Origin of the sequence: Sandaracinus amylolyticus (genome assembly GCF_000737325.1) — a bacterium.
Taxonomy (GTDB): domain Bacteria; phylum Myxococcota_A; class Polyangia; order Polyangiales; family Sandaracinaceae; genus Sandaracinus; species Sandaracinus amylolyticus.
Genome location: NZ_CP011125.1, coordinates 5,300,704 through 5,319,985, shown reverse-complemented (window position 1 = coordinate 5,319,985; position 19,282 = coordinate 5,300,704). Strand labels below are relative to the sequence as shown.

The following is a 19,282-nucleotide window of genomic DNA, read 5'->3' as shown; positions in this document are numbered from 1 at the left end:
AGAGATGACGACGATGGGAACGACGACTGCTCGCGCCGTGCTCGAGGCGCAGAACGCGATGCGCCCCGACGTGATCGCGGCGCGCGCGACGATCGACGGCCGCGAGAAGATCGTCGACCTCCACACGCCGCTGCCCGAGGGCACGCCGATCAAGCCGATCGCGCTCGATCACCCCGACGCGCTCTGGGTCATCCGCCACTCGTCGTCGCACGTGATGGCCGACGCGGTGCAGCGGCTCTTCCCGGGCACCAAGGTCGCGTTCGGTCCCGCGACGGAGAACGGCTTCTACTACGACTACGATCGCCCCGGCGGCTCGTTCACCGAGGAGGATCTCCGCGCCATCGAGACGAAGATGGCGGAGATCATCGCCGAGGATCGTCCGTTCGAGCGCGAAGAGGTCACGGTCGATCAGGCGCGCGACATCCTCACGCGCCTCGGCGAGACGTACAAGCTCGAGCACCTCGAGCGCCTCGCCGCGATGGGCGAGCAGATCTCGATCTACCGCCACGGCGACTGGGTCGATCTCTGCGAGGGCCCGCACGTCCCGAGCACGAAGTACCTCAAGGCGTTCCAGCTCACGACGGTCGCGGGCGCGTACTGGCGCGGCGACGAGCGGAACCCGATGCTCCAGCGCATCTACGGCACCGCCTTCGCGAACGAGAAGGCGCTGCGCGCCTACCTCAAGCAGCTCGAGGAAGCGAAGAAGCGCGATCACCGCAAGCTCGGCAAGGAGCTCGAGCTCGTCGGCTTCCACCCGTGGGCGCCCGCGTCGCCGTTCTTCCTGCCGCGCGGCGCATCGATCTACGCGAAGCTCGTCGACTACGTGCGCGACCTCTACGTGCGCTTCGGCTACGACGAGGTCGTCACGCCGCAGATCTTCGATCGCGAGCTCTTCCTCACGTCGGGCCATCTGCCCGCGTACTCGGAGAACATGTTCCTCGCCGCGACGCGCGAGAACATCGAGGACGTGATCGAGCACCTCGGCAAGGAAGCGCTCGGCAACGCGAAGGACATCGAGAAGGCGCTCGAGGAGAAGATCCGCTTCGGCATCAAGCCGATGAACTGCCCCGGGCACTGCCTCCTCTACGGCATGCAGCGCCGCAGCTACCGCGAGCTGCCGATGCGCGTCGCGGACTTCGGTCGACTGCATCGCTTCGAGCGCAGCGGCGTCACCCAGGGCCTCACGCGCGTCCGCACGTTCTGCCAGGACGACGCCCACATCTTCTGCACGCTCGATCAGGCGCAGGGCGAGATCGAGTCGTTCATCGATCTCGTGTACGCGGTCTACCAGGACTTCGGCTTCGCCGAGGTGCGCGTGGTGATCGCGACGCGCCCCGACGAGCGCCTCGGCTCGGACGAGGTCTGGGATCGCGCGGAGAAGGCGCTGATCGCCGGCGTGCAGGCGAAGAAGCTGGACTACTCGATCGCCGAGGGTGAAGGCGCGTTCTACGGCCCCAAGATCGAGTTCCACTTGAAGGACGCGATCGGACGCAGCTGGCAGCTCGGGACCATGCAGGTCGACTTCAACCTGCCCGAGCGCTTCGACCTCACCTACGTCGGCGAGGACAACACGCAGCACCGTCCCGTGATGCTGCACCGCGCGATCCTCGGCTCGATCGAGCGCTTCATGGGCGTGCTGATCGAGCACGTCTCGGGCGCGTTCCCGACGTGGCTCGCGCCCGAGCAGATCGCGCTGCTCACGGTGAGCGAGAAGTTCGAGCCGTACGCGCGCGAGGTGCAGCAGCTCCTCACGCGCGAGGGCTTCCGCGTGAAGATCGATCTCTCGAGCGACAAGCTCGGCGCGAAGATCCGCAACGCGCGCCTGATGCGCATCCCGTTCCTCGGCGTGATCGGCGAGAAGGAAGTCGAAGGTCGCGGCCTCGCGATCCGCTCGCGCGACGAGGACAAGGACCTCGGCTTCGTGGCGCTCGATCAGGTGATCGCGCGCCTTCGACACGAGTCGCGTCCCCCCTCGCTCCGCCCCTCGCCGGCCGGGGAGTGACGCAGCACTCGCGCAGCCTTTCTGGACTGTGGCGCGGGGGCTTGTGATGAGCCCTCGCACGCTCCATCATCGCCGTTCGTTCATGGAAGGGCAGGGGCCCTTCCCACAGGAGGATTGAGTCATCCGACCCCGCTTCGACCCGCGCGCCCAGCGCGCCGCCTTCTCCGGCCCTCGTACGAATCACCGCATTCGCGTCCCCGAAGTCCGTGTCATCGGCGCCGAGGGCGAGATGCTCGGTGTCCTTCCGACTCACGAGGCGCTCCGTCTCGCGAAGGAGAAGGAGCTCGACCTCGTCGAGGTCAACCCGAAGGGCATGCCGCCGGTCTGCAAGATCATGGACTTCGGCAAGTTCAAGTACGAGGAGAAGAAGAAGGAGAACGAGGCCAAGAAGCGGCAGATCCAGGTGGAGCTCAAGGAAGTGAAGCTCCGCCCGAAGACGGATGATCACGACATGGACGTGAAGACCCGTCACGTCCGCCGCTTCCTGGAAGAAGGAAACAAGGTGAAGGTCACGTGCCGCTTCCGCGGTCGCGAGATCACGCACCCCGAGACGGCCGAGCGTCAGCTCATCGAGATCATCGAGAAGACGCGCGACATCGGCGTCATCGAGCAGCCCCCGCGCATGGAGGGCAAGACGATGACGATCCTGATCGCGCCGAAGCCCGAGATCCGCGCGCGCGTCGCGGCCCAGGCCGCGCAGGCTGCGAAGAAGGCCGCCGAGCGCCCGCCGGCGAAGGTCGCGAACGGCCAGAGCAAGGGCGCCCCCGTCGACGAAGACCTCGATGACGAGGATGACGACGACGAGGACGACGAAGACGACGACGACGACGAGTGACGGGGGACGAGGATGCGGATCGGCATCCTCGGCGCCGGCACGATCGGCTCGTACCTGGGCGGGCGGCTGTCGGCGGCGGGCCACGACGTGGTGCTCGTCGGGCGCCCGCGCGTGCTCGACTGCATCGCGAAGGACGGTCTCGTCCTCGAGGATCTCGACGGGTCGCGCCGTGAGGCGCTCCCGCGCTGCGCGAGCGATCCCGGCGCCCTGCGCGACTGCGAGGTCGTGCTGATCACGACGAAGGTGGCGGACCTCGAGGAGGCCGCCGCGTCGATCCTCCGGCACGCCTCGATCGCGATCGGCCTGCAGAACGGCGTCGAGGCGCCGCGCATCCTCCGGCAGGTGCTCGGTGCGCCGCGCGCGCGTGCGGGCATCGTCTCGTGGAACGCGGTCTGGCGCGACGAGCGCACGCTGCGTCGCTCGACGAGCGGACCGGTGGTGATCGAGCAGCGCGGCGAGGACGCGATCGTGCTGCGCGTGCTCGCGGCGCTCGATCGCGCGGGGATCCCTGCGAAGGGCGCCGACCCGATCGAGCCGGTGCTCTGGAGCAAGCTGCTCTTCAACCTGAACAACGCGGTGAACGCGATCAGCGGCGTGTCGCTCGCGGATGAGCTCGCGCAGCGCGGATGGCGTCGCGTGGTCTCGGCGTGTCAGCGCGAGGGGCTCGATGCGCTGCGCGAGGCGGGCATCTCGCCGGTGCGCCTGGGCGGCACGATGGACCCGCGCTTCGCGTCGCGGATGCTGCTGGTGCCCGACGTGATCTTCCGCGCGCTCGCGGGCCGCGTCGTGAAGATCGACGCCGCGGCGCGCAGCTCGATGGCGGACGATCTCGCGCGCGGTCGGAAGACGGAGATCGCGTACCTGCAGGGCGCGATCGTCGAGCTCGGCGAGAAGGTCGGCGTGCCCACGCCGGTGAACCGTCGCGTCGTCGAGGCGATCCGGCGGATGGAGCGCGGCGAGCCCGCAGGCGTCACGGCGGAGCAGCTGCTCGCGAGCTAGCGCAGCGCCGAGTTGAGGTGAACCTCAACTCGGGCACCGCATGAGCCCCTTCCTTTCCGGAGGGCGCGTGCGGCGCGCCCTCCCTCGTCGGGCAAAGCCCGCCGAGCCTCCATCCCGCCCGGAACCCGAAGCCCACGGCGTCGAGGAGCGACGCAAGTGGTCTTCGGGTTAACATCGAGGATGTCACCTCGACGCAGCGCGTTCGGCCTCTCCCTCTCACGGATCGACCCAGCGTCGGGCGACGCACCACGCGCGCTCGCGAGCGCATTGACCAGCCTCGCCGGTGTGCGCGCGGAGGACGCGATCGTCGCTCTGGTGCCGTTCGCGGCGGCGCGATCGTGGCCTGCGCGGGACGCCGGGGATCGTGCGCGATTCGACGCGATCTCGGCGATCGCGGAGGGCGCGCTCGCAGCGCTGGTCGACCGCGTGCCGAGCCACGCGTGGATCGCGATCGATGCAAAGGTGCGCGCGACGCGGTGGTCCCCGCACGAGCATCGCGCGCGCGAGCGCTGGCTCGCGATCACGCCCGATGCGGTGCGCGCGAGCGCCAGCCTGCTCGCGCTGGCGTCGCTCTCGCTGCACGCGAGCGGCTACGTGCGCGAGGCAGCGCTCGTCGAGCTCATGGCCTATCGCGAGGAGGCGCTGCCCTGGATCGTGCTGCGGACGGTCGACTGGGTCGCGCCGGTGCGCGCACGCGCGGCGGGGATCGTTCGTGATCACCTCCGACGCGAGCGGGCTTCGGCGCTGCTCGGGGTGCTCCCGCTCGCGCTGCGCCTCCTCGCGTTCTCGCGCGTCGACGCGGGCCCGGTGGTCGACGGAGTCGTCGCGACGGTGCGCGCGTCGCCCGAGGACGCGCTCCGGGCTGGCGTCGAGCACCGGAGCGCGTCCGTCCGCCGCGCGTTGGTGGAGCTGCTCGATCATCCGTCGCGTGAGCTCGTCGATCTCGCGCTGCATGATCGTGACTCCGGCGTCCGATCACGGGTGGCGCGGCACGTCGGCACCGAGCCCGCCGACGCTGCGCGGCGGGCGCTGCTCCGGCGCGATCCGCTGGCGAGGCTGCGTGTCCGCGGCATCGAGCTCGAGCTCGATGCGTCGCCGAGCACCGTCGTCCCGGTGCTGCACGCCGCGCTGCGCGATCCCGAGCGGCGCGTCCGCGATCTCGCGCTGAGCGCGCTCGCCTCGCGCGGTGAGCGCGTCGATCTCGCAGCGATCCATCGCCGAGAGATCGTCGCCGGTCGGATCTCCCGCGGCGCGATCCGCGTGCTCGGCGATCACGGCGTCGCGAGCGACTGGGAGCTCCTCGTCCCGGCGCTCGACGCTTCGCCCAAGCTCGCGCGCGCCGCGCTCGGCGCGATGCGCCGCCTCGATCGCTCGGCGACGCGCGAGATCCGCCTGATGCTCGTCGACGATCCGCGCCCGAAGCTGAGCCGTGACGCGATGCTCTCGCTCGCCGGGCAGATCTGGGCCGAGGACGAGCGCTGGATCCGCGCCTACCTCCGCTCACCGCACGTCCACGTGCGCGCCCACGCGGCGCGCCTCGCGATCCAGCTCGGTGGCTGGGCGCCGCCGCTCGTCCTCCTGGAGATCGCGTCCGATCCCGAGATCCGCATGACGGTGGAGCACGCGCTCGCGTCGTGGCTCGGTCGGCGCTGGCGTGCCGGAGCGGCCCCCTCGCCCGAGGACGCGCGAGCGCTCCGCGATCTGCTCGCGCGCACGTCCATCTCCCGTCCGCTCCGCGACTCGCTTCGCTCGCTCGTGGACTTCCTCTCTCCCGGCGCGCGCTGATGGTCCCGGGCGTGCCCCTCGCTTGACTGCGTAGGTTCACGCTCGTACACCTCCGCTCCCCCGCGTAGGCCCGCGTGCGCGCTGGGCCTCACGCCGCCAAGAAAGTCAGGGAATCGCAGTCATGCCGAAGATGAAGACCCACAGCGGGACGAAGAAGCGCATGTGGTTGACCGGCTCCGGTCACGTGCGCCGCGGCACCGCCGGCCTCAGCCACATGATGCGTGGCAAGAGCGCGAACCGCCTCCGCCGTCTCCGCAAGAACAGCCTCATCTCCCCCACCCACGAGAAGATGGTCAAGCGCCTCCTCCCCTACGGGCGGGCCTGATCGCACTCGTCGACTGAAGAAGAAAGAACGGGAGAAGAGCAATGCCGCGCGCGAAGAGGGGCTTCAAGGCCCGCCGTCGTCGTAACCGCATCTTCAAGCACGCCAAGGGCTTCTATGGCGCCCGTGGCCGCATCTTCGGCGATGCCGTCGAGCAGGTGCGCAATGCCTGGCAGGACGCGTTCCGCGCTCGTCGCGCGAAGAAGCGCGACTTCCGCCGCCTGTGGATCGTCCGCATCAACGCGGGCGCCCGCACCCACGGCCTCAGCTACTCGCGCCTCGTCTCGTCGCTGAAGAAGGCGAACATCGCGCTCGACCGCAAGATCCTCGCGGATCTCGCGCTTCGTGACCCGGGCGCGTTCAAGGCGGTGGTCGACGCCGCTCGCTGACCCCTCGAGAGCCACATGAGCGACGCGGTCCAGAAGTTCGAAGAAGGTCTGGCTCGCGTCGCTGCGGGCTTCGAGACCACCTTCGCCCAGTGCCCCGACGAGAGCTCGCTGCGCGCCGCCGCAGCGAAGCTGATCGGCGGCAGCGGCGAGGTGACGCAGCTCCTGAAGCTGATGCCGCAGCTCCCCGGCGATCGCCGCAAGGAGCTCGGCCAGCGCGCGAACGCGCTCAAGAACGCGGTGCAGTCCGCGTTCGACGCGCGCCTCGAGGGGCTCGCGCGCGCAGCGCGCCAGGCGGAGCTCGACGCGCCTCCGATCGATCCGAGCCTGCCCGGTCGCGGCCTCGCGCGCGGCGCGCTGCACCCCATCACGCGCACGATCGACGCGCTGCTCGACGTGTTCGCGTCGATCGGCTTCGAGGTCACGGACGCGCCCGAGATCGAGCTCGCGGACTTCAACTTCACACGGCTCGGCTTCCCGCCCGATCACCCTGCGACCGACATGCAGGACAGCTTCTTCGTCGCGGGCGGAGAGATCGGCGCGCCGGGCGTCAAGCGCTTCGAGGATCAGGTGCTGCTGCGCACGCACACCTCGAACGCGCAGGTCCACGAGATGTCGCGCCGTCGGACGATCCCGATCGCGTGCATCTCGGCGGGCAAGGTGTTCCGCCGCGACGACGACGCGACCCACTCCCCGATGTTCCATCAGATCGAGGGGTTCTGGGTCGATCGCGGGATCTCCTTCGCCCACCTCAAGGGCGTGCTCACGACGTTCGTGAAGCGGATGTTCGGCGAGCAGGTGCCGGTGCGCTTCCGCCCGAGCTACTTCCCGTTCGTCGAGCCGGGCGGCGAGCTCGACGTCGGCTGCACGATCTGTCGTCCCTACGACGAGCCGGGCAGCGAGGCGCAGCGCGCGCGCACCGACGCGTGCCGCGTGTGCAAGAGCACCGGATGGCTGGAGGTGCTGGGCTGCGGGATGATCCATCCCGTCGTCTTCGAGCACTGCGGCTGGGACCCGAAGGAGGTCACGGGCTTCGCGTTCGGCATGGGCATCGATCGCATCGCGATGCTCCGCCACAACGTCGGCGACATCCGGCTCCTCTACGAGAACGACATCCGGTTCCTCAGCCAGCTGTAGCTCGAAGGACCCCCAACACACTGCGCGCGGGGCTCCGGCCCCGCTTGCTCTCGCCCGGTCGGCCTGGGATCGCGCGAGGGCGCGAGGGATCGATGAAGGCTTCGTACCAGTGGCTGCGCGAGCTCTCGGGCGTGGACGCGAGCCCGAGCGAGATGGCCGAGCGGCTGACGCGCGCGGGCGTCGAGGTCGAGACGCTCACCGCGTTCGGCGAGGGGCTCGATCGCGTGGTGGTCGCGGAGGTGCGAGGCAAGCGCCCGCATCCCTCGCGCGACAAGCTCACGCTCGTCCGCGTCTGGAACGGCAAGGAAGAGCGCGAGGTCGTCTGCGGCGCGCCCAACGTGCCGGAGCCCGGCGCGAAGGTGCTGCTCGCCGAGGTCGGCGCGAAGCTGCCGAACGGGATGGAGATCGCGGCGCGCGAGGTCGCGGGCGTGAGCTCGTCCGGCATGCTGTGCAGCGAGACCGAGCTCGGGATCGGCGCGGACTCCGACGGGATCGTCGTGCTCGAGCGCGCGAGCTCGGGCCGCGTGGGCGCGCCCGTCGTGGACGCGCTCAACCTGCGCGATCACGTCCTCGGGATCTCGCTCACGCCGAACCGGCCGGACTGCCTCGGGCACCTCGGGCTCGCGCGCGAGATCGCGATGCTCTTCGAGCAGCCCTTCGTGCTCCGCGCGCCCCCCGCGCCGCAGCGGCTGCTCTCGGTGGACTCCGCGGAGAGCGTCAGCCCGGTGGTCACGGTGCTCGATCCGTCGCGGCAGCACCCCGGCGAGACGCTCAGCCTCGTGCAGCCCGCGCCGGGCGCGCCGATCAACGTGCCGATCGCGATCCGCGATGCGGATCGCTGCTCGCGCTACCTCGGCCTCGTGCTCCAGCACGTGAACGTCCGTCCCGCGCCGTTCTGGATGCGCTACCGGCTGCACGTGCTCGGTCAGCGCTCGATCGACGCCGTCGTCGACGTGACGAACTGGGTGCTCTTCGAGACCGGACATCCGATCCACGCGTTCGATCTCGACACGCTGCGCGGGCCCGCGATCGTCGTGCGCACCGCGCGCGACGGCGAGCGCTTCACCACGCTCGACGGCATCGAGCGCGCGCTCTCGACCGACGATCTCGTGATCGCGGACGCCGAGGTCCCGGTCGCGCTCGCGGGCGTGATGGGCGGCGCAGCGAGCGGTGTGCGCGCGAAGACGCGCAACGTGCTGCTCGAGGTCGCGCACTTCGATCCGCGGTCGGTGCGCCGCACCAGCCGCCGTCACGGGCTGCACACCGAGGCGAGCCATCGCTTCGAGCGCGGCGTCGATCCGAACGGCCTCGAGCACGTCATGCGGCGCGCGGCACAGCTGCTCGGCACCGTCGCCGAAGCGGCGAGCGCGCCGAGCGCGACCGATGCGCACGCGCGCCGCATCGCGCCCGTCGCGATCTCCCTGCGCCCCGGCCACGTCGAGTCGCTCCTCGGCGGGCCGGTGCCCGCGAGCGAGGTGCGTCGCGTGCTCGAGGGCGTGGGCTGCGAGATCGCGCCCGCGGAAGAGGGCGGCTGGCGCGTCACCGCGCCGACGCACCGTCCCGATCTCGGCCGCCCCGAGGACCTCATCGAAGAGGTCGCGCGCGTGCGCGGCTACGACCACATCCCGAGCGCGCTCGCGTCGATGGCGCCGAGCGCCGACGCGGGGGATCGCCGCTACGCGATCGTCCGTGCGCTGCGCGAAGGCGCCGCGGCCGCGGGGCTCTTCGAGGCGGTGAACTTCGCGTTCTGCTCGCGCCGCGATCTCGAGCTCGCGAAGGCGCCGCTCGACGTGGTCGCGCTGAGCAACCCGCTCTCCGAGGAGCGCTCGGTGATGCGCACCTCCATGCTCCCCGGGCTGCTCTCCGACGTCGTTCGAGCGCAGCGGCACCAGGCGCCGCGCGCGCTGCTCTTCGAGGTCGGCCGCACCTACCACCCCGCGCCGGAGACGCCGCGTCGCGTGGTCGAGCGCCCGCTGCTCGCGGTGATCCTGAGCGGCCCGCGCGAGCTCTGGGTCGGCGACGAGACCGCGTTCGACTTCTGGGATGGCAAGGGCGCGGTGCTCGCGATCCTGCGCTCGGTGGGCCTGAGCGGCGAGACCGTGCGCGACGAGTCCCTGGCGGAGACCGCGCCGTGGCTGCACCCGCGGCGCAGCGCGCGCGTCGTCGTGGGTGGCCGCTCGGTCGGCGTGCTCGGCGAGGTGCACCCCGACGTCGCGGAGGCGTTCGGCGCGACGGGGCGTCCGGTGTTCGGCCTTCTCGACATCGAGGCGGTCGTCGCGCTCACGAAGGCGGCCGGGCTGCCCCGTGCGCGCCCGCTGCCGCGCTTCCCGGCCGTGGTCCGCGATCTCGCGGTCGTCGTGCCCGAGGACACGACCTCGGCGGACGTGATAGCCGCGATCTCGCAGGCCGCGCCGCTCGCCGAGCGCGCCGAGCTCTTCGACGTGTACCGCGGCAAGCCCGTGCCCGAAGGGCGCAAGAGCCTCGCGTTCCGCATCGCCTATCGCGACCCCGACGCGACGCTCACCGATGCGCGCGTCGAGCAGGTGCACGCCGCGGTCGTCCAGGCGATCGCCGATCGCTTCGGCGGCGCGCTGCGCGCCTGAGCAGCGCACTGATCCCGCTGTCAGCCAACGGTGCGGGGATCGAGGCGTGTGCGCGCGCCATCGATTCCTGAATTCGACTGTGAATCCAGAGCCCTTGAATTCGACTCCCTGCCGTGGTTGCATCGCATACCCGGCATCGAGGGGGCTCTGATGACCAAGGCCGAGATCATCGACAGCGTCTACGAGCGCGTCGGAGGCTTCTCGAAGAAGGAAGCCGCCGAGGTCGTGGAAGCGGTGTTCGAGGAGATGAAGGAAGTCCTCGCCCAGGGCGAGAAGATCAAGATCTCCGGCTTCGGCAACTTCGTCGTCCGGGCGAAGAAGCAGCGCGTAGGTCGGAACCCGCAGACCGGCGAGCCGATCCCGATCAGCGCCCGCCGCGTGCTGACGTTCAAGCCGAGCCAGGTCCTCAAGGCGACGCTGAACCCGCACAAGTCGAGCGGCTCGGGAACCTTCGTCGCACCGACCGCGAACACCGGCGCGAGCTCGTCGGGCACCTGACTCGGCACGCGCCCAGCACCGTTGACCGGGTGGGCGCGGCCGGGTACCAGACCGTCCCCCGCGAGCGATGGCGCGACCCACACTCCTGCCGGACAAGCTCTTCTTCCGCATCGGCGAGGTCTCGGAGCTCGTCGGCGTGCGGCCGCACGTGCTGCGCTACTGGGAAGAGGAGTTCGGCATCCTCAAGCCGATGAAGACACGCGGCGCGCACCGGCAGTACCGGCGCCGCGACGTCGAGCTCGCGCTCGTCATCAAGAAGCTGCTGCACGAGGACGGGTTCACGGTCGCGGGCGCGCGCAAGAAGCTGCGCGAGCTCGGGCACCTCGAGGCGGTCGCGATCGGGCGGCAGGCGGCCGAGGCGAGCACGCGCGCGCTCGAGCTGCGCGCCGAGCTCCTCGCGGTCCGCGCGGAGCTCGCGTCGCTGCTCGCGCGCATCGACGTGGCCTCGCGCGACGAACGAGAGCGCGCGAAGACGAGCACGACCGACGCGCACCCGAGCGAGGTCGTGGTGCGCATCGAGACCAGCGCGCGCAGCGAGCGCTGATCGAGCTTGCGGGTTTTCCGTTTGCGGCTAACCTCCGCCCTCCGACTCACCGGCGGGGCGTGGCGCAGCCTGGTTAGCGCACCAGACTGGGGGTCTGGGGGTCGTGGGTTCGAATCCCGCCGCCCCGAGTCGAAGTCGGAGACAGAGGCCGCGGAGCAGATGCTTCGCGGCCTTCGTCTTTCCGTCGCTGTCGCTTCGTCGCTGTCGCTTCGTCGCTGTCGCTTCGTCGCTGTCGCTTCGTCGTTGCGCGCGCGCGATGTCGTCGCGCTCGGGCGCGTGGTGACGGATCGACGAGGGGGACGTCCAAGTCCGAGGTAGGGCCGCGCTCGTCGCGGCTCGAAGGAGCTTGGACTTGCTGCGAACTCACTTGTTGCTCGTCTCGCTGCTCGCGCTCGCGGGCTGCGATGGATCCTCCGCGACCACGACCGACCAGGACGCCTCGACACCTCGTGCCGACGCCTCCACCGATGCCGCGACGCCCGGCTCCGACGCCAGCGCCCCTCGCGACGCCGCGCCCGACGCGCCCGCGTCGCAGCCCGCGATCGTCGCGACCAGCGTCGGCACGCTCGAGACCGCGCGCGACGCGATCACGGCGCTCCCCTACGGCACGCGCGGGAGCGCGCTGATCGCGGCGCTCACGCTCTCGTCCGGCGCCGCGGCCACGCTCGAGGCCGACGACGGATCGGCGCTCGATCCCGCGTCGTTCCTCGACGACGGCGCGCGCGCGATCGTCACCGCGGGCGACGACGAGCGCGCCTACGCGCTCGAGATGGAGACGCTCGTGAACACGACCGTGCTCGTCGTCCCCGGCGAGACCTCGCCGCGCCGCCTCGACACGCGCTTCTTCCTCAACGGCGGCGCCGAGTGGATCATCCTCGACCGCGACTCGGACACGCACTTCTGCATGCCGCGCGACATCGCGTCGGGCACGTATGGTCCGGCGGACGGCGAGGACACGTTCGTGTGCCTCGAGGTGATGGGGCTCGACGGGCTCGGCATGCTCGGCGCGGCGACGAACGACGACGACTTCACCGTCGAGCTCGACGTCACCGCGACCGCGATCCGCGGTCACTTCCACGGCGAGCTCGCGCCGCGCGGCGACGGCGACCCGCTCGAGATCGTCGGCTGGCTCGGCTCGGATCGCGTCGACAGCGGCGGCTGGTGAGGAGCGCGGCGCGCGGCGAAGGCCCGCCGCGCGCCGCTCGTTTTTTCGGAGGCATCGCGGCGCAGGCTGACGCAGACTCGCCCCCGAGATGAGCTCCGTGCGCCCGCTGATCCTGCAGTCCAACGACGACGGCGTGTACGCCCCGGGCTTGCGCCTCCTGCGCCAGGCGCTGCTCGAGATCGCCGACGTGATCACCGTCGCGCCGCTCTTCGAGCAGAGCGCCAACAGCCACTCGCTCACGCTCGCGCGCCCGCTGCGCCATCGCGAGGTCGACGGCCTGCACGCGATCGACGGCACGCCCGCGGACTGCATCTACGTCGCGCTCTTCGAGCGACGCTTCCTGCCGCGCTGGCCCGACCTCGTCGTGAGCGGGATCAACCACGGCTACAACCTCGGCACCGACACGTTCTACTCGGGCACCGTCGCCGCCGCGCGCGAGGGGGCGCTCCGCGGCGTCCCGGCGATCGCGTTCTCGCAAGGGCAGGGCGGCTCGATGGAGACGTCGGCGAAGGTGGCGGCCGAGCTGGCGCGCCGCTTCCTCGCGGCGCCGCGCGAGCCCCACGGGCCCACGCCGCTGCTCAACGTGAACTTCCCCGCCGGGCGCAACGAGCACGCGGGGGTGCGCGCGACGTGCCTCGGCCGTCGCCTCTACGACGACGTCGTCGTGATGCGCCACGATCCGCGCGGCCACGAGTACTTCTGGATCGGCGGGCCGAACGCGCGTCACGAGGAGGTCGCGGGCTCGGACACCGAGGCCGTCGACGCGGGGTTCGTCTCGGTGACGCCGCTGCGCCTCGACGCGACGCTCCCCGATCACCTCGGCCTCGCCGCGTTCCTCGCGGGCGACGGCGAGCTCCCGCCCACGGAGGAACGCTGATGGATCCCCGCGTCGATCTCATCCGCTCGCGCATCCGCGACGTCGCGGACTTCCCGAAGCCCGGGATCCTCTTCCGCGACATCACGCCGCTGCTCTCCGACGGCGTCGCGTTCCGCACGGCGATCGATCTGCTCGCGGAGCAGGCACGCCCACTCGCGCCCGAGGTGATCGTCGGCATCGAGTCGCGCGGCTTCCTCTTCGGTGCGCCGCTCGCGACCGCGCTCGGCATCGGGTTCGTCCCGGTGCGCAAGCCGGGCAAGCTCCCGCACGCGACGACGCGCGAGGAGTACGACCTCGAGTACGGCACCGACGCGGTCGAGATGCACTCCGACGCGCTCTCGCACGGCACGCGCGTCCTCGTGGTCGACGACGTGATCGCGACCGGCGGCACCGCGCGCGCGACGTGCAAGCTCGTGAAGCGCCTCGGCGGCGAGATCGTGGGCGCGGCGTTCCTGATCGAGCTGACGTTCCTCGACGGCGGCGCGAAGCTCGCGCCGATCCCGACGATCGCGCTCGTCCGCTACTAGTCGCCGAGCCCGCCGACGATCGGGTCCACGCCCTCCACGCCGCTGCCGAGGTACATCGAGCCCTCGGTGAGATCGACGTGGTAGTGGTTCCGGTGCGCGTCGTTGTAGTTCGGCGTCAGCACGATCTGGAAGACGCGCTCCGACCACAGCGCGCACGCGATCTCCTTGAGCACGCGGTCGGGCTCGGACGACGACATCATCGGGCACGTGTCGGCGCGCCGCGTGATCACGAAGTCGTCCTCGGTGCTGTAGGTCGCGTCGGACCCCTCGAGGCCGAACGCGTGAAGATCGATCGCACGCGCGTACGCGTGCTGGCTCGGCGTGCAGGTGCCGCTGTCGGGATCGCCGCCGCCGATGCAGCGATAGTTGTAGATCCCGAGGTGGATCACCTCGTCGATCCCGTACGTCGAGATCAATTCCGACAGGCGCACGAGCCGCGGCGCGAGCTCGCAGTCCATCGACATCGCGGTCGGCATCGACTGCGACGCCGATCGATACCGCACGCCGGCGATCGTCGGCTGCACGCGCACCGGGTCGGCGACGCCGCGCAGCGACGCGATCGGCTCCCACTCGAGCCCGAGCGCGTCGAGCATCGCGTGGCAGCTCTCGTCGGCGGGCGCGGCGACCTCGATCGTGATCTCGTCGCGCACCAGCTCCGCGCCGCCCGCGTCGCGCCCGATCGCGGTGAGCACCCGCGCGCCGTCGGCCGCGAACGACGCGAATGCGCTGAGCATCGGCGGCCGCAGCGTCGCGAGCTCGATGGTGTCGTCGGCGATCACGTCGACGTGGTCCACGCCTTCTGCGCGCACCACGAGCTCGACGCGCGCGAGCCACGACTCGTCCTCGATGGTGTCGCGCACGAAGCGCGCGCCGTCGGCGGGTGACTCGAACGCGACCACTGGCGCGACCGGCGCCGCGTCGATCGCTGGGCTCGCATCGACCGTGATCGGCGCGTCGGCGACCCCGCCGTCGCGCGCGGGCGCGTCCCCGGACACCTCGCCGCCGCACCCGCCGAGCAGCGCGCAGAGCGCCGCGACCCCCACCATGCCGCGCATGCCCCGGACCCCCGCCCGCCCGTGAATTCCGCGCCGAGCGTAGCACGCGTGACGATCGGGCATTGCGAGCTCGCGCCGGCGCGACTAGTTGCCGCCGGCCATGCCCTCGTGCGGGGGTGGGACCGAACGCACCATGAAGCTGAAATCGCTCCTGCTCGTCGAGGACAGTCCCAACGACGCGCGGCTCACGCTCGCGGCGTTCGAGGAGGTCGGGCTCGCGAACGAGGTCGTCTGGGTCAAGGACGGCCAGGAAGCGCTCGACTACCTGTACTGCGAGGGGGCGCACGCGAGCCGTGCGTCCGAGCTGCCGGTCGTCGTGCTCCTCGACCTGAAGCTGCCGAAGATCGACGGTCTCGAGGTGCTCGCGCGCGTGAAGGGCGATCCCGCCATGAAGGCGCTCCCGATCGTGATGCTCACCAGCAGCAACCAGGAGCGCGACCTCGCGCGCTCGTACGGGCTCGGCGTGAACGCGTACGTGGTGAAGCCCGTCGGCTTCTCCGAATTCGTCGCGGCGCTCCGCGAGCTCGGCCTGTTCTGGGCCGTGATCAACCAGCCTCCGCCCGAGCCGCGCGAGCCCGACGCGGACGGTCGCTGACGCACCGCGGGACGATCGAGATGCTCCGCCTGCTGCACCTCGAAGACAGTCGCCTCGACGCGGAGCTCGTGATCGCGGCGCTCGCGCGGGCGGGCCTCGCCGTCGAGTGCGACCGCGTCGACGCGCGCGACGCGTTCGTCCGCGCGATCCGGTCGAGCTCGTACGACGCGATCCTCTGCGACTACCGCGTGCCGGGCTTCGACGGCGAGGACGCGCTGCACATCGCGCAGGCGGAGCGCCCCGACGTGCCGTTCGTGTTCGTGTCCGGCGCGCTCGGCGAGCACGCCGCGATCGATCTGCTGAAGCGCGGCGCGACCGACTACGTGCTCAAGGACCAGCTCGAGCGGCTCGGGCCGAGCGTCGAGCGCGCGCTCGCGGAGGCGCGCGAGCGCCGGGATCGACGCTCCGCCGAGGCGAAGCTCCGTGACCGCGAGCGCACGCTCTCGACGCTGATGCAGAACCTGCCGGGCATGGTGTTCCGCACCGTGCGCGGCGGGCCGTGGCGCTTCGACTTCGCGAGCGAAGGGTGCCTCGCGCTGAGCGGCTATCCGCCCGAGACGTTCGCGATCGGCGGGACGATGCTCTGGGACGACATCGTCCACCCCGACGACGCGCGCCGCGTGCGCGAGGAGTCGCGCAACGCCTACGTCGACGGCGAGCCCTTCACCACGACGTATCGCATCACCCGGCGCGACGGCGCGGAGCGATGGCTGTGGGCCCGGGCGGTGCTCGTGCCGAGCGAGGCGCCGGGCGAGCCCGGGCACGTCGAAGGCTTCGTCACCGACGTCACGATGCAGAAGCGCGCGGAGACCGAGCTCGCGCAGCGCATCGAGTTCCAGCAGCAGCTCGTCGGCATCGTGAGCCACGACCTGCGCAACCCGCTGAACGCGATCCTCCTCGGCGCGAACGCGCTGCTGCGCGGCGATCACGCCGCCGAGGGAGCGACGCGCATCGTGCGGCGCATCCTCGCGAGCGCGGAGCGTGCGAGCCGCATGATCCACGACCTGCTCGACTTCACGCAGGTGCGGCTCCGCGGCGCGCTCCCGGTCTCGCCGCGTCGCGCGGAGCTCCGCGCGATCGCGTCGGGCGTCCTCGAGGAGCTCGAGCACGCTCGCCCCGATCGCCGCCTCGAGCTCTCGGCGGAGCCGATCGACGGCGAGTGGGATCCCGATCGCATCGCGCAGCTGCTCGGAAACCTCGTCAGCAACGCGATCGCGTACTCCCCGGCGGGCACGCCGATCTCGGTGCGCATCGGCGGCGACGCGACGGAGGCGGTCCTCGAGGTGCACAACCTCGGCGAGCCGATCCCGCCCTCGATGCTCGATCACATCTTCGAGCCGCTGACCCGCGGCAGCGCGCCGATCGATCGGCGCGACCGCAGCATCGGGCTCGGGCTCTTCATCGTCGACAACATCGTGCGCGCCCACGGCGGCACCGTCGCGGTGCGCTCGAACGCCGACGAGGGCACGACCTTCTGCGTGCGTCTGCCGCGACGTCCCGCGGATCCGACCGCGCGCTCGTGAGCTGGAGGAGCGTCACGCCATGAGGCCCGAGCTCGATTTCGTCCACGGGGAGGCGTTCCGTCTCTCGCCGAACGCGTACATGGTGCTCGACCGCGACCTCCGTTACGTCGCCGCGAACGACGCGTACCTGCGCGAGACCGCGAGCCGGCTCGAGGATCTCGTCGGCAAGTACGTCTTCGATCTCTTCCCGAACGTCCCCGACGATCCGAACGACGCGAGCCGCCAGCGCCTGCGTCGCTCGCTCGAGAAGGCCGTGCGCACCGGTGAGACCGACGTGCTCGCGTTCCTGCCGTACCGCGTGCCCACGCTCACGCCGAGCGGCCCCGTCGTCGAGCAGCGCTTCTGGAGCGCGACCCACACGCCGCTGAAGGACGCGCGCGGACAGGTCGCGTACGTCCTGCAGCACACGGTCGACGTCACCGAGCTGCACCGGCTGCGCGAGGTCGCGGCGCGCGCCGAGGGCGCGGCGGGATCGAGCGCGGCCCGCGACGACTCGGGCGTCGCCGAGGCGGGCGTGCTCGCGCGCGCGCGCCGCGTCGAGCACGAGAACCAGCTGCTCGACGACGAGCGCCGGCGACTCCTCCACCTCTTCGATCAGGCGCCGAGCTTCATGGCGTTCCTCCGCGGAGAGCGGCACGTGTTCGACATGGCGAACGACGCGTACCGCTCGCTCGTCGGCGGTCGCGACGTCGTCGGCCGCACGGTCGCGGAGGCGCTGCCCGAGGTCGTCGAGCAGGGCTTCATCGGGCTGCTCGACGGCGTCTACCGCGATGGTCGGCCGTGGATCGGTCGCAGCGTTCGCGTCGAGCTCGACTTCGGCGGCGCGCGCGAGGATCGCTACATCGACTTCATCTACCAGCCGATCCGAAACCGCGCGGGCGAGGTCGAGGGCATCTTCGTGCAGGGCCACGACATCACCGAGCAGAAGAAGGCGGAGTCGATCATCCGCGAGATGAACGAGCGCCTCGAGCAGCGCGTCGCCGCGCGCACCGAGGCGCTCGCCGAGGCGAACCGCGAGCTCGAGAGCTTCAGCTACTCGGTCAGCCACGATCTCCGCGCGCCGCTGCGCCACATCAGCGGCTTCGCAGACATGCTCAAGCGGCGCGGCGCCAGCGCGCTGGACGCGACCTCGCGCGAGTACCTCGAGACGATCGCGGACGCCGCGCAGCAGGGCGGCCGGCTCGTCGACGAGCTGCTCGCGTTCAGCCGCATGGGTCGCGCGCAGCTGAGCGTGCGCGAGCTCGATCTCGCGGAGCTCGTCGCGGCGGTGCGGAGCGATCTCGCGCCCGAGATCGGCGAGCGGAACATCGAGTGGCGCATCGGCGCGCTGCCGGCGGTGACCGCGGACCCGACGCTGCTCCGCTCGGTGGTGAAGAACCTCCTCTCGAACGCGGTGAAGTACACGCGCACGCGCGAGGTCGCGCACATCGAGATCGGCGCGGCGCGCGAGCAGGGCGAGGCCGGCACCGGGGTGGTGCACGTCTGGGTCGCGGACGACGGCGTCGGGTTCGACATGCGCTACGTGGACAAGCTCTTCGGCGTCTTCCAGCGGCTGCACGCGCCCGAGGAGTTCGAGGGCACGGGCATCGGCCTCGCGAACGTACGCCGCATCGTGACGCGCCACGGCGGCCGCGTGTGGGCCGAGGGCCGTCCGGGCGAGGGCGCGACGTTCCACTTCACGCTGCCGGCGTGAGCTCGGAGTCTCGGGCACGCCGAGACCGATTCCGGAATCGATCGTGGGGTGTCAGCGACCCCGGAGGTCGCTCTCCGAATCGCTCGTCGACCGTCACCGACCCGCGAGATCGATTTCGAAATCGATCGTTGGGTGTCAGCGACCCCGGAGGTCGATTTCGAAATCGATCGTTGGGTGTCAGCGACCCCGGAGGTCGATTTTCGAATCGATCGTTGGGTGTCAGCGACCCCGCGGGTCGATTTCGAAGTCGATCGCTTCGAGACCGCGACGCCGACATCGATTTCGCGCGTCGACGTTCGAGCTCGGTGCTGAACGCGTGATAGGGTCGCCGCCCTCATGCGCGCTCGAGGCCTCTTCGCCGCTCTGTGTTTCGTCGCGTGTTGCACGGGGTGTGGCGACGGCGATTCTGGCGGTGACGATGCGGGCAGCCCGCCGGCGCCCGGCGACGTGACGTTCCTCTGGACGTTCTCCGACGGGTACGTCTGCGAGAGCCCCGACGAGCGCATCCGCGGCATGCGGCTCGACATCGTCGGCGAGCCCGCGCTGGACGAGCTCCCCTGCAACGACGCGGGCACGCGCGGCGCGCTCGTGCGCGACCTCGTTCCGGGCACGTACCCGTTCACGGTGCGCGCGATCGATCACGACGGCGTCGTCGTCTACGAGGCCTCGAGCACGTTCTTCGTGGACGGAGACACGACCGTCGACGTGGCGCTCGACCCTCTCTGACGCGCGCGCG

General features: G+C 71.1%; 18 protein-coding genes and 1 tRNA gene. 18 read left to right on the top strand and 1 reads right to left on the bottom strand.

Going from position 1 to position 19,282, the window contains the following annotated elements; translation table 11 throughout:
- The first annotated feature begins 13 nt into the window (after positions 1–13).
- The 14 genes from thrS to DB32_RS22515 all read left to right on the top strand — a co-directional run bounded on the left by thrS (position 14) and on the right by DB32_RS22515 (position 13,680).
- Positions 14–2,002: a threonine--tRNA ligase gene (gene thrS / locus DB32_RS22580; protein WP_169791516.1), complete on the top strand. Its 1,989-nt coding sequence runs from the start codon at positions 14–16 to the stop codon at positions 2,000–2,002.
- A 121-nt stretch (positions 2,003–2,123) separates the two neighbouring features.
- Positions 2,124–2,837 (top strand): translation initiation factor IF-3, encoded by a 714-nt coding sequence (gene infC, locus DB32_RS22575; protein ID WP_053234714.1) that lies wholly within the window; start codon positions 2,124–2,126, stop codon positions 2,835–2,837.
- Between the two features lie 12 nt (positions 2,838–2,849).
- Positions 2,850–3,836: a 2-dehydropantoate 2-reductase gene (locus DB32_RS22570; protein ID WP_053234713.1), complete on the top strand. Its 987-nt coding sequence runs from the start codon at positions 2,850–2,852 to the stop codon at positions 3,834–3,836.
- A gap of 267 nt (positions 3,837–4,103) precedes the next feature.
- Complete coding sequence (locus tag DB32_RS22565; RefSeq protein WP_157069291.1) at positions 4,104–5,621, top strand: hypothetical protein; 1,518 nt, start codon at positions 4,104–4,106, stop codon at positions 5,619–5,621.
- A gap of 121 nt (positions 5,622–5,742) precedes the next feature.
- Entirely contained in the window at positions 5,743–5,946 is a 204-nt protein-coding gene (rpmI, locus tag DB32_RS22560) for a 50S ribosomal protein L35 (RefSeq protein ID WP_053234711.1), read from the top strand.
- A 41-nt stretch (positions 5,947–5,987) separates the two neighbouring features.
- On the top strand, positions 5,988–6,332 hold the full coding sequence (rplT, locus tag DB32_RS22555) for a 50S ribosomal protein L20 (RefSeq protein ID WP_053234710.1): 345 nt from the start codon (positions 5,988–5,990) through the stop codon (positions 6,330–6,332).
- 15 nt (positions 6,333–6,347) lie between these two features.
- Positions 6,348–7,466, top strand: coding sequence for a phenylalanine--tRNA ligase subunit alpha (gene pheS, locus DB32_RS22550; protein ID WP_053234709.1), 1,119 nt, complete (start codon positions 6,348–6,350; stop codon positions 7,464–7,466).
- 92 nt (positions 7,467–7,558) lie between these two features.
- The gene (gene pheT / locus DB32_RS22545) at positions 7,559–10,069 is read left to right on the top strand and encodes a phenylalanine--tRNA ligase subunit beta (protein ID WP_053234708.1); all 2,511 of its coding nucleotides are present in this window, start codon (positions 7,559–7,561) and stop codon (positions 10,067–10,069) included.
- A 150-nt stretch (positions 10,070–10,219) separates the two neighbouring features.
- On the top strand, positions 10,220–10,567 hold the full coding sequence (locus DB32_RS22540) for an integration host factor subunit alpha (protein ID WP_053234707.1): 348 nt from the start codon (positions 10,220–10,222) through the stop codon (positions 10,565–10,567).
- A gap of 67 nt (positions 10,568–10,634) precedes the next feature.
- Positions 10,635–11,111, top strand: a complete 477-nt coding sequence (locus tag DB32_RS22535) for a MerR family transcriptional regulator (protein WP_053234706.1) — start codon at positions 10,635–10,637, stop codon at positions 11,109–11,111.
- Between the two features lie 53 nt (positions 11,112–11,164).
- Positions 11,165–11,239 (top strand) — tRNA-Pro (locus tag DB32_RS22530).
- A 224-nt stretch (positions 11,240–11,463) separates the two neighbouring features.
- Positions 11,464–12,276: a RodZ family helix-turn-helix domain-containing protein gene (locus DB32_RS22525; RefSeq protein ID WP_157069290.1), complete on the top strand. Its 813-nt coding sequence runs from the start codon at positions 11,464–11,466 to the stop codon at positions 12,274–12,276.
- 88 nt (positions 12,277–12,364) lie between these two features.
- Positions 12,365–13,153: a 5'/3'-nucleotidase SurE gene (surE, locus tag DB32_RS22520; protein ID WP_075097596.1), complete on the top strand. Its 789-nt coding sequence runs from the start codon at positions 12,365–12,367 to the stop codon at positions 13,151–13,153.
- The gene (locus DB32_RS22515; RefSeq protein WP_053234704.1) at positions 13,153–13,680 is read left to right on the top strand and encodes an adenine phosphoribosyltransferase; all 528 of its coding nucleotides are present in this window, start codon (positions 13,153–13,155) and stop codon (positions 13,678–13,680) included. Before surE ends, DB32_RS22515 begins: the two co-directional genes overlap by 1 nt.
- Here DB32_RS22515 and DB32_RS22510 read toward each other — a convergent pair.
- Entirely contained in the window at positions 13,677–14,735 is a 1,059-nt protein-coding gene (locus DB32_RS22510) for an extensin family protein (RefSeq protein ID WP_053234703.1), read from the bottom strand. The genes DB32_RS22515 and DB32_RS22510 overlap by 4 nt on opposite strands.
- A 133-nt stretch (positions 14,736–14,868) precedes the next feature.
- Here DB32_RS22510 and DB32_RS22505 point away from each other — a divergent pair, with 133 nt between their 5' ends.
- The 4 genes from DB32_RS22505 to DB32_RS22490 all read left to right on the top strand — a co-directional run bounded on the left by DB32_RS22505 (position 14,869) and on the right by DB32_RS22490 (position 19,272).
- Entirely contained in the window at positions 14,869–15,330 is a 462-nt protein-coding gene (locus DB32_RS22505) for a response regulator (RefSeq protein WP_053234702.1), read from the top strand.
- 20 nt (positions 15,331–15,350) lie between these two features.
- A complete protein-coding gene (locus DB32_RS22500) occupies positions 15,351–16,853 on the top strand; it encodes a sensor histidine kinase (RefSeq protein ID WP_053234701.1) in 1,503 nt (500 codons plus the stop codon).
- Positions 16,854–16,872: 19 nt separating this feature from the next.
- Entirely contained in the window at positions 16,873–18,546 is a 1,674-nt protein-coding gene (locus DB32_RS22495; RefSeq protein WP_053234700.1) for a PAS domain-containing protein, read from the top strand.
- Between the two features lie 447 nt (positions 18,547–18,993).
- Positions 18,994–19,272, top strand: coding sequence for a hypothetical protein (locus DB32_RS22490; protein ID WP_169791515.1), 279 nt, complete (start codon positions 18,994–18,996; stop codon positions 19,270–19,272).
- Positions 19,273–19,282 lie beyond the last annotated feature (10 nt).

Coding starts and splice junctions, on each gene's coding strand:
- thrS (WP_169791516.1), top strand. CDS start 14: ATGGGAACGACGACTGCTCGCGCCGTGCTCGAGGCGCAGAACGCGATG.
- DB32_RS22570 (WP_053234713.1), top strand. CDS start 2,850: ATGCGGATCGGCATCCTCGGCGCCGGCACGATCGGCTCGTACCTGGGC.
- rpmI (WP_053234711.1), top strand. CDS start 5,743: ATGCCGAAGATGAAGACCCACAGCGGGACGAAGAAGCGCATGTGGTTG.
- rplT (WP_053234710.1), top strand. CDS start 5,988: ATGCCGCGCGCGAAGAGGGGCTTCAAGGCCCGCCGTCGTCGTAACCGC.
- pheS (WP_053234709.1), top strand. CDS start 6,348: ATGAGCGACGCGGTCCAGAAGTTCGAAGAAGGTCTGGCTCGCGTCGCT.
- pheT (WP_053234708.1), top strand. CDS start 7,559: ATGAAGGCTTCGTACCAGTGGCTGCGCGAGCTCTCGGGCGTGGACGCG.
- DB32_RS22540 (WP_053234707.1), top strand. CDS start 10,220: ATGACCAAGGCCGAGATCATCGACAGCGTCTACGAGCGCGTCGGAGGC.
- DB32_RS22535 (WP_053234706.1), top strand. CDS start 10,635: ATGGCGCGACCCACACTCCTGCCGGACAAGCTCTTCTTCCGCATCGGC.
- surE (WP_075097596.1), top strand. CDS start 12,365: ATGAGCTCCGTGCGCCCGCTGATCCTGCAGTCCAACGACGACGGCGTG.
- DB32_RS22515 (WP_053234704.1), top strand. CDS start 13,153: ATGGATCCCCGCGTCGATCTCATCCGCTCGCGCATCCGCGACGTCGCG.
- DB32_RS22510 (WP_053234703.1), bottom strand. CDS start 14,735: ATGCGCGGCATGGTGGGGGTCGCGGCGCTCTGCGCGCTGCTCGGCGGG.
- DB32_RS22505 (WP_053234702.1), top strand. CDS start 14,869: ATGAAGCTGAAATCGCTCCTGCTCGTCGAGGACAGTCCCAACGACGCG.
- DB32_RS22500 (WP_053234701.1), top strand. CDS start 15,351: ATGCTCCGCCTGCTGCACCTCGAAGACAGTCGCCTCGACGCGGAGCTC.
- DB32_RS22495 (WP_053234700.1), top strand. CDS start 16,873: ATGAGGCCCGAGCTCGATTTCGTCCACGGGGAGGCGTTCCGTCTCTCG.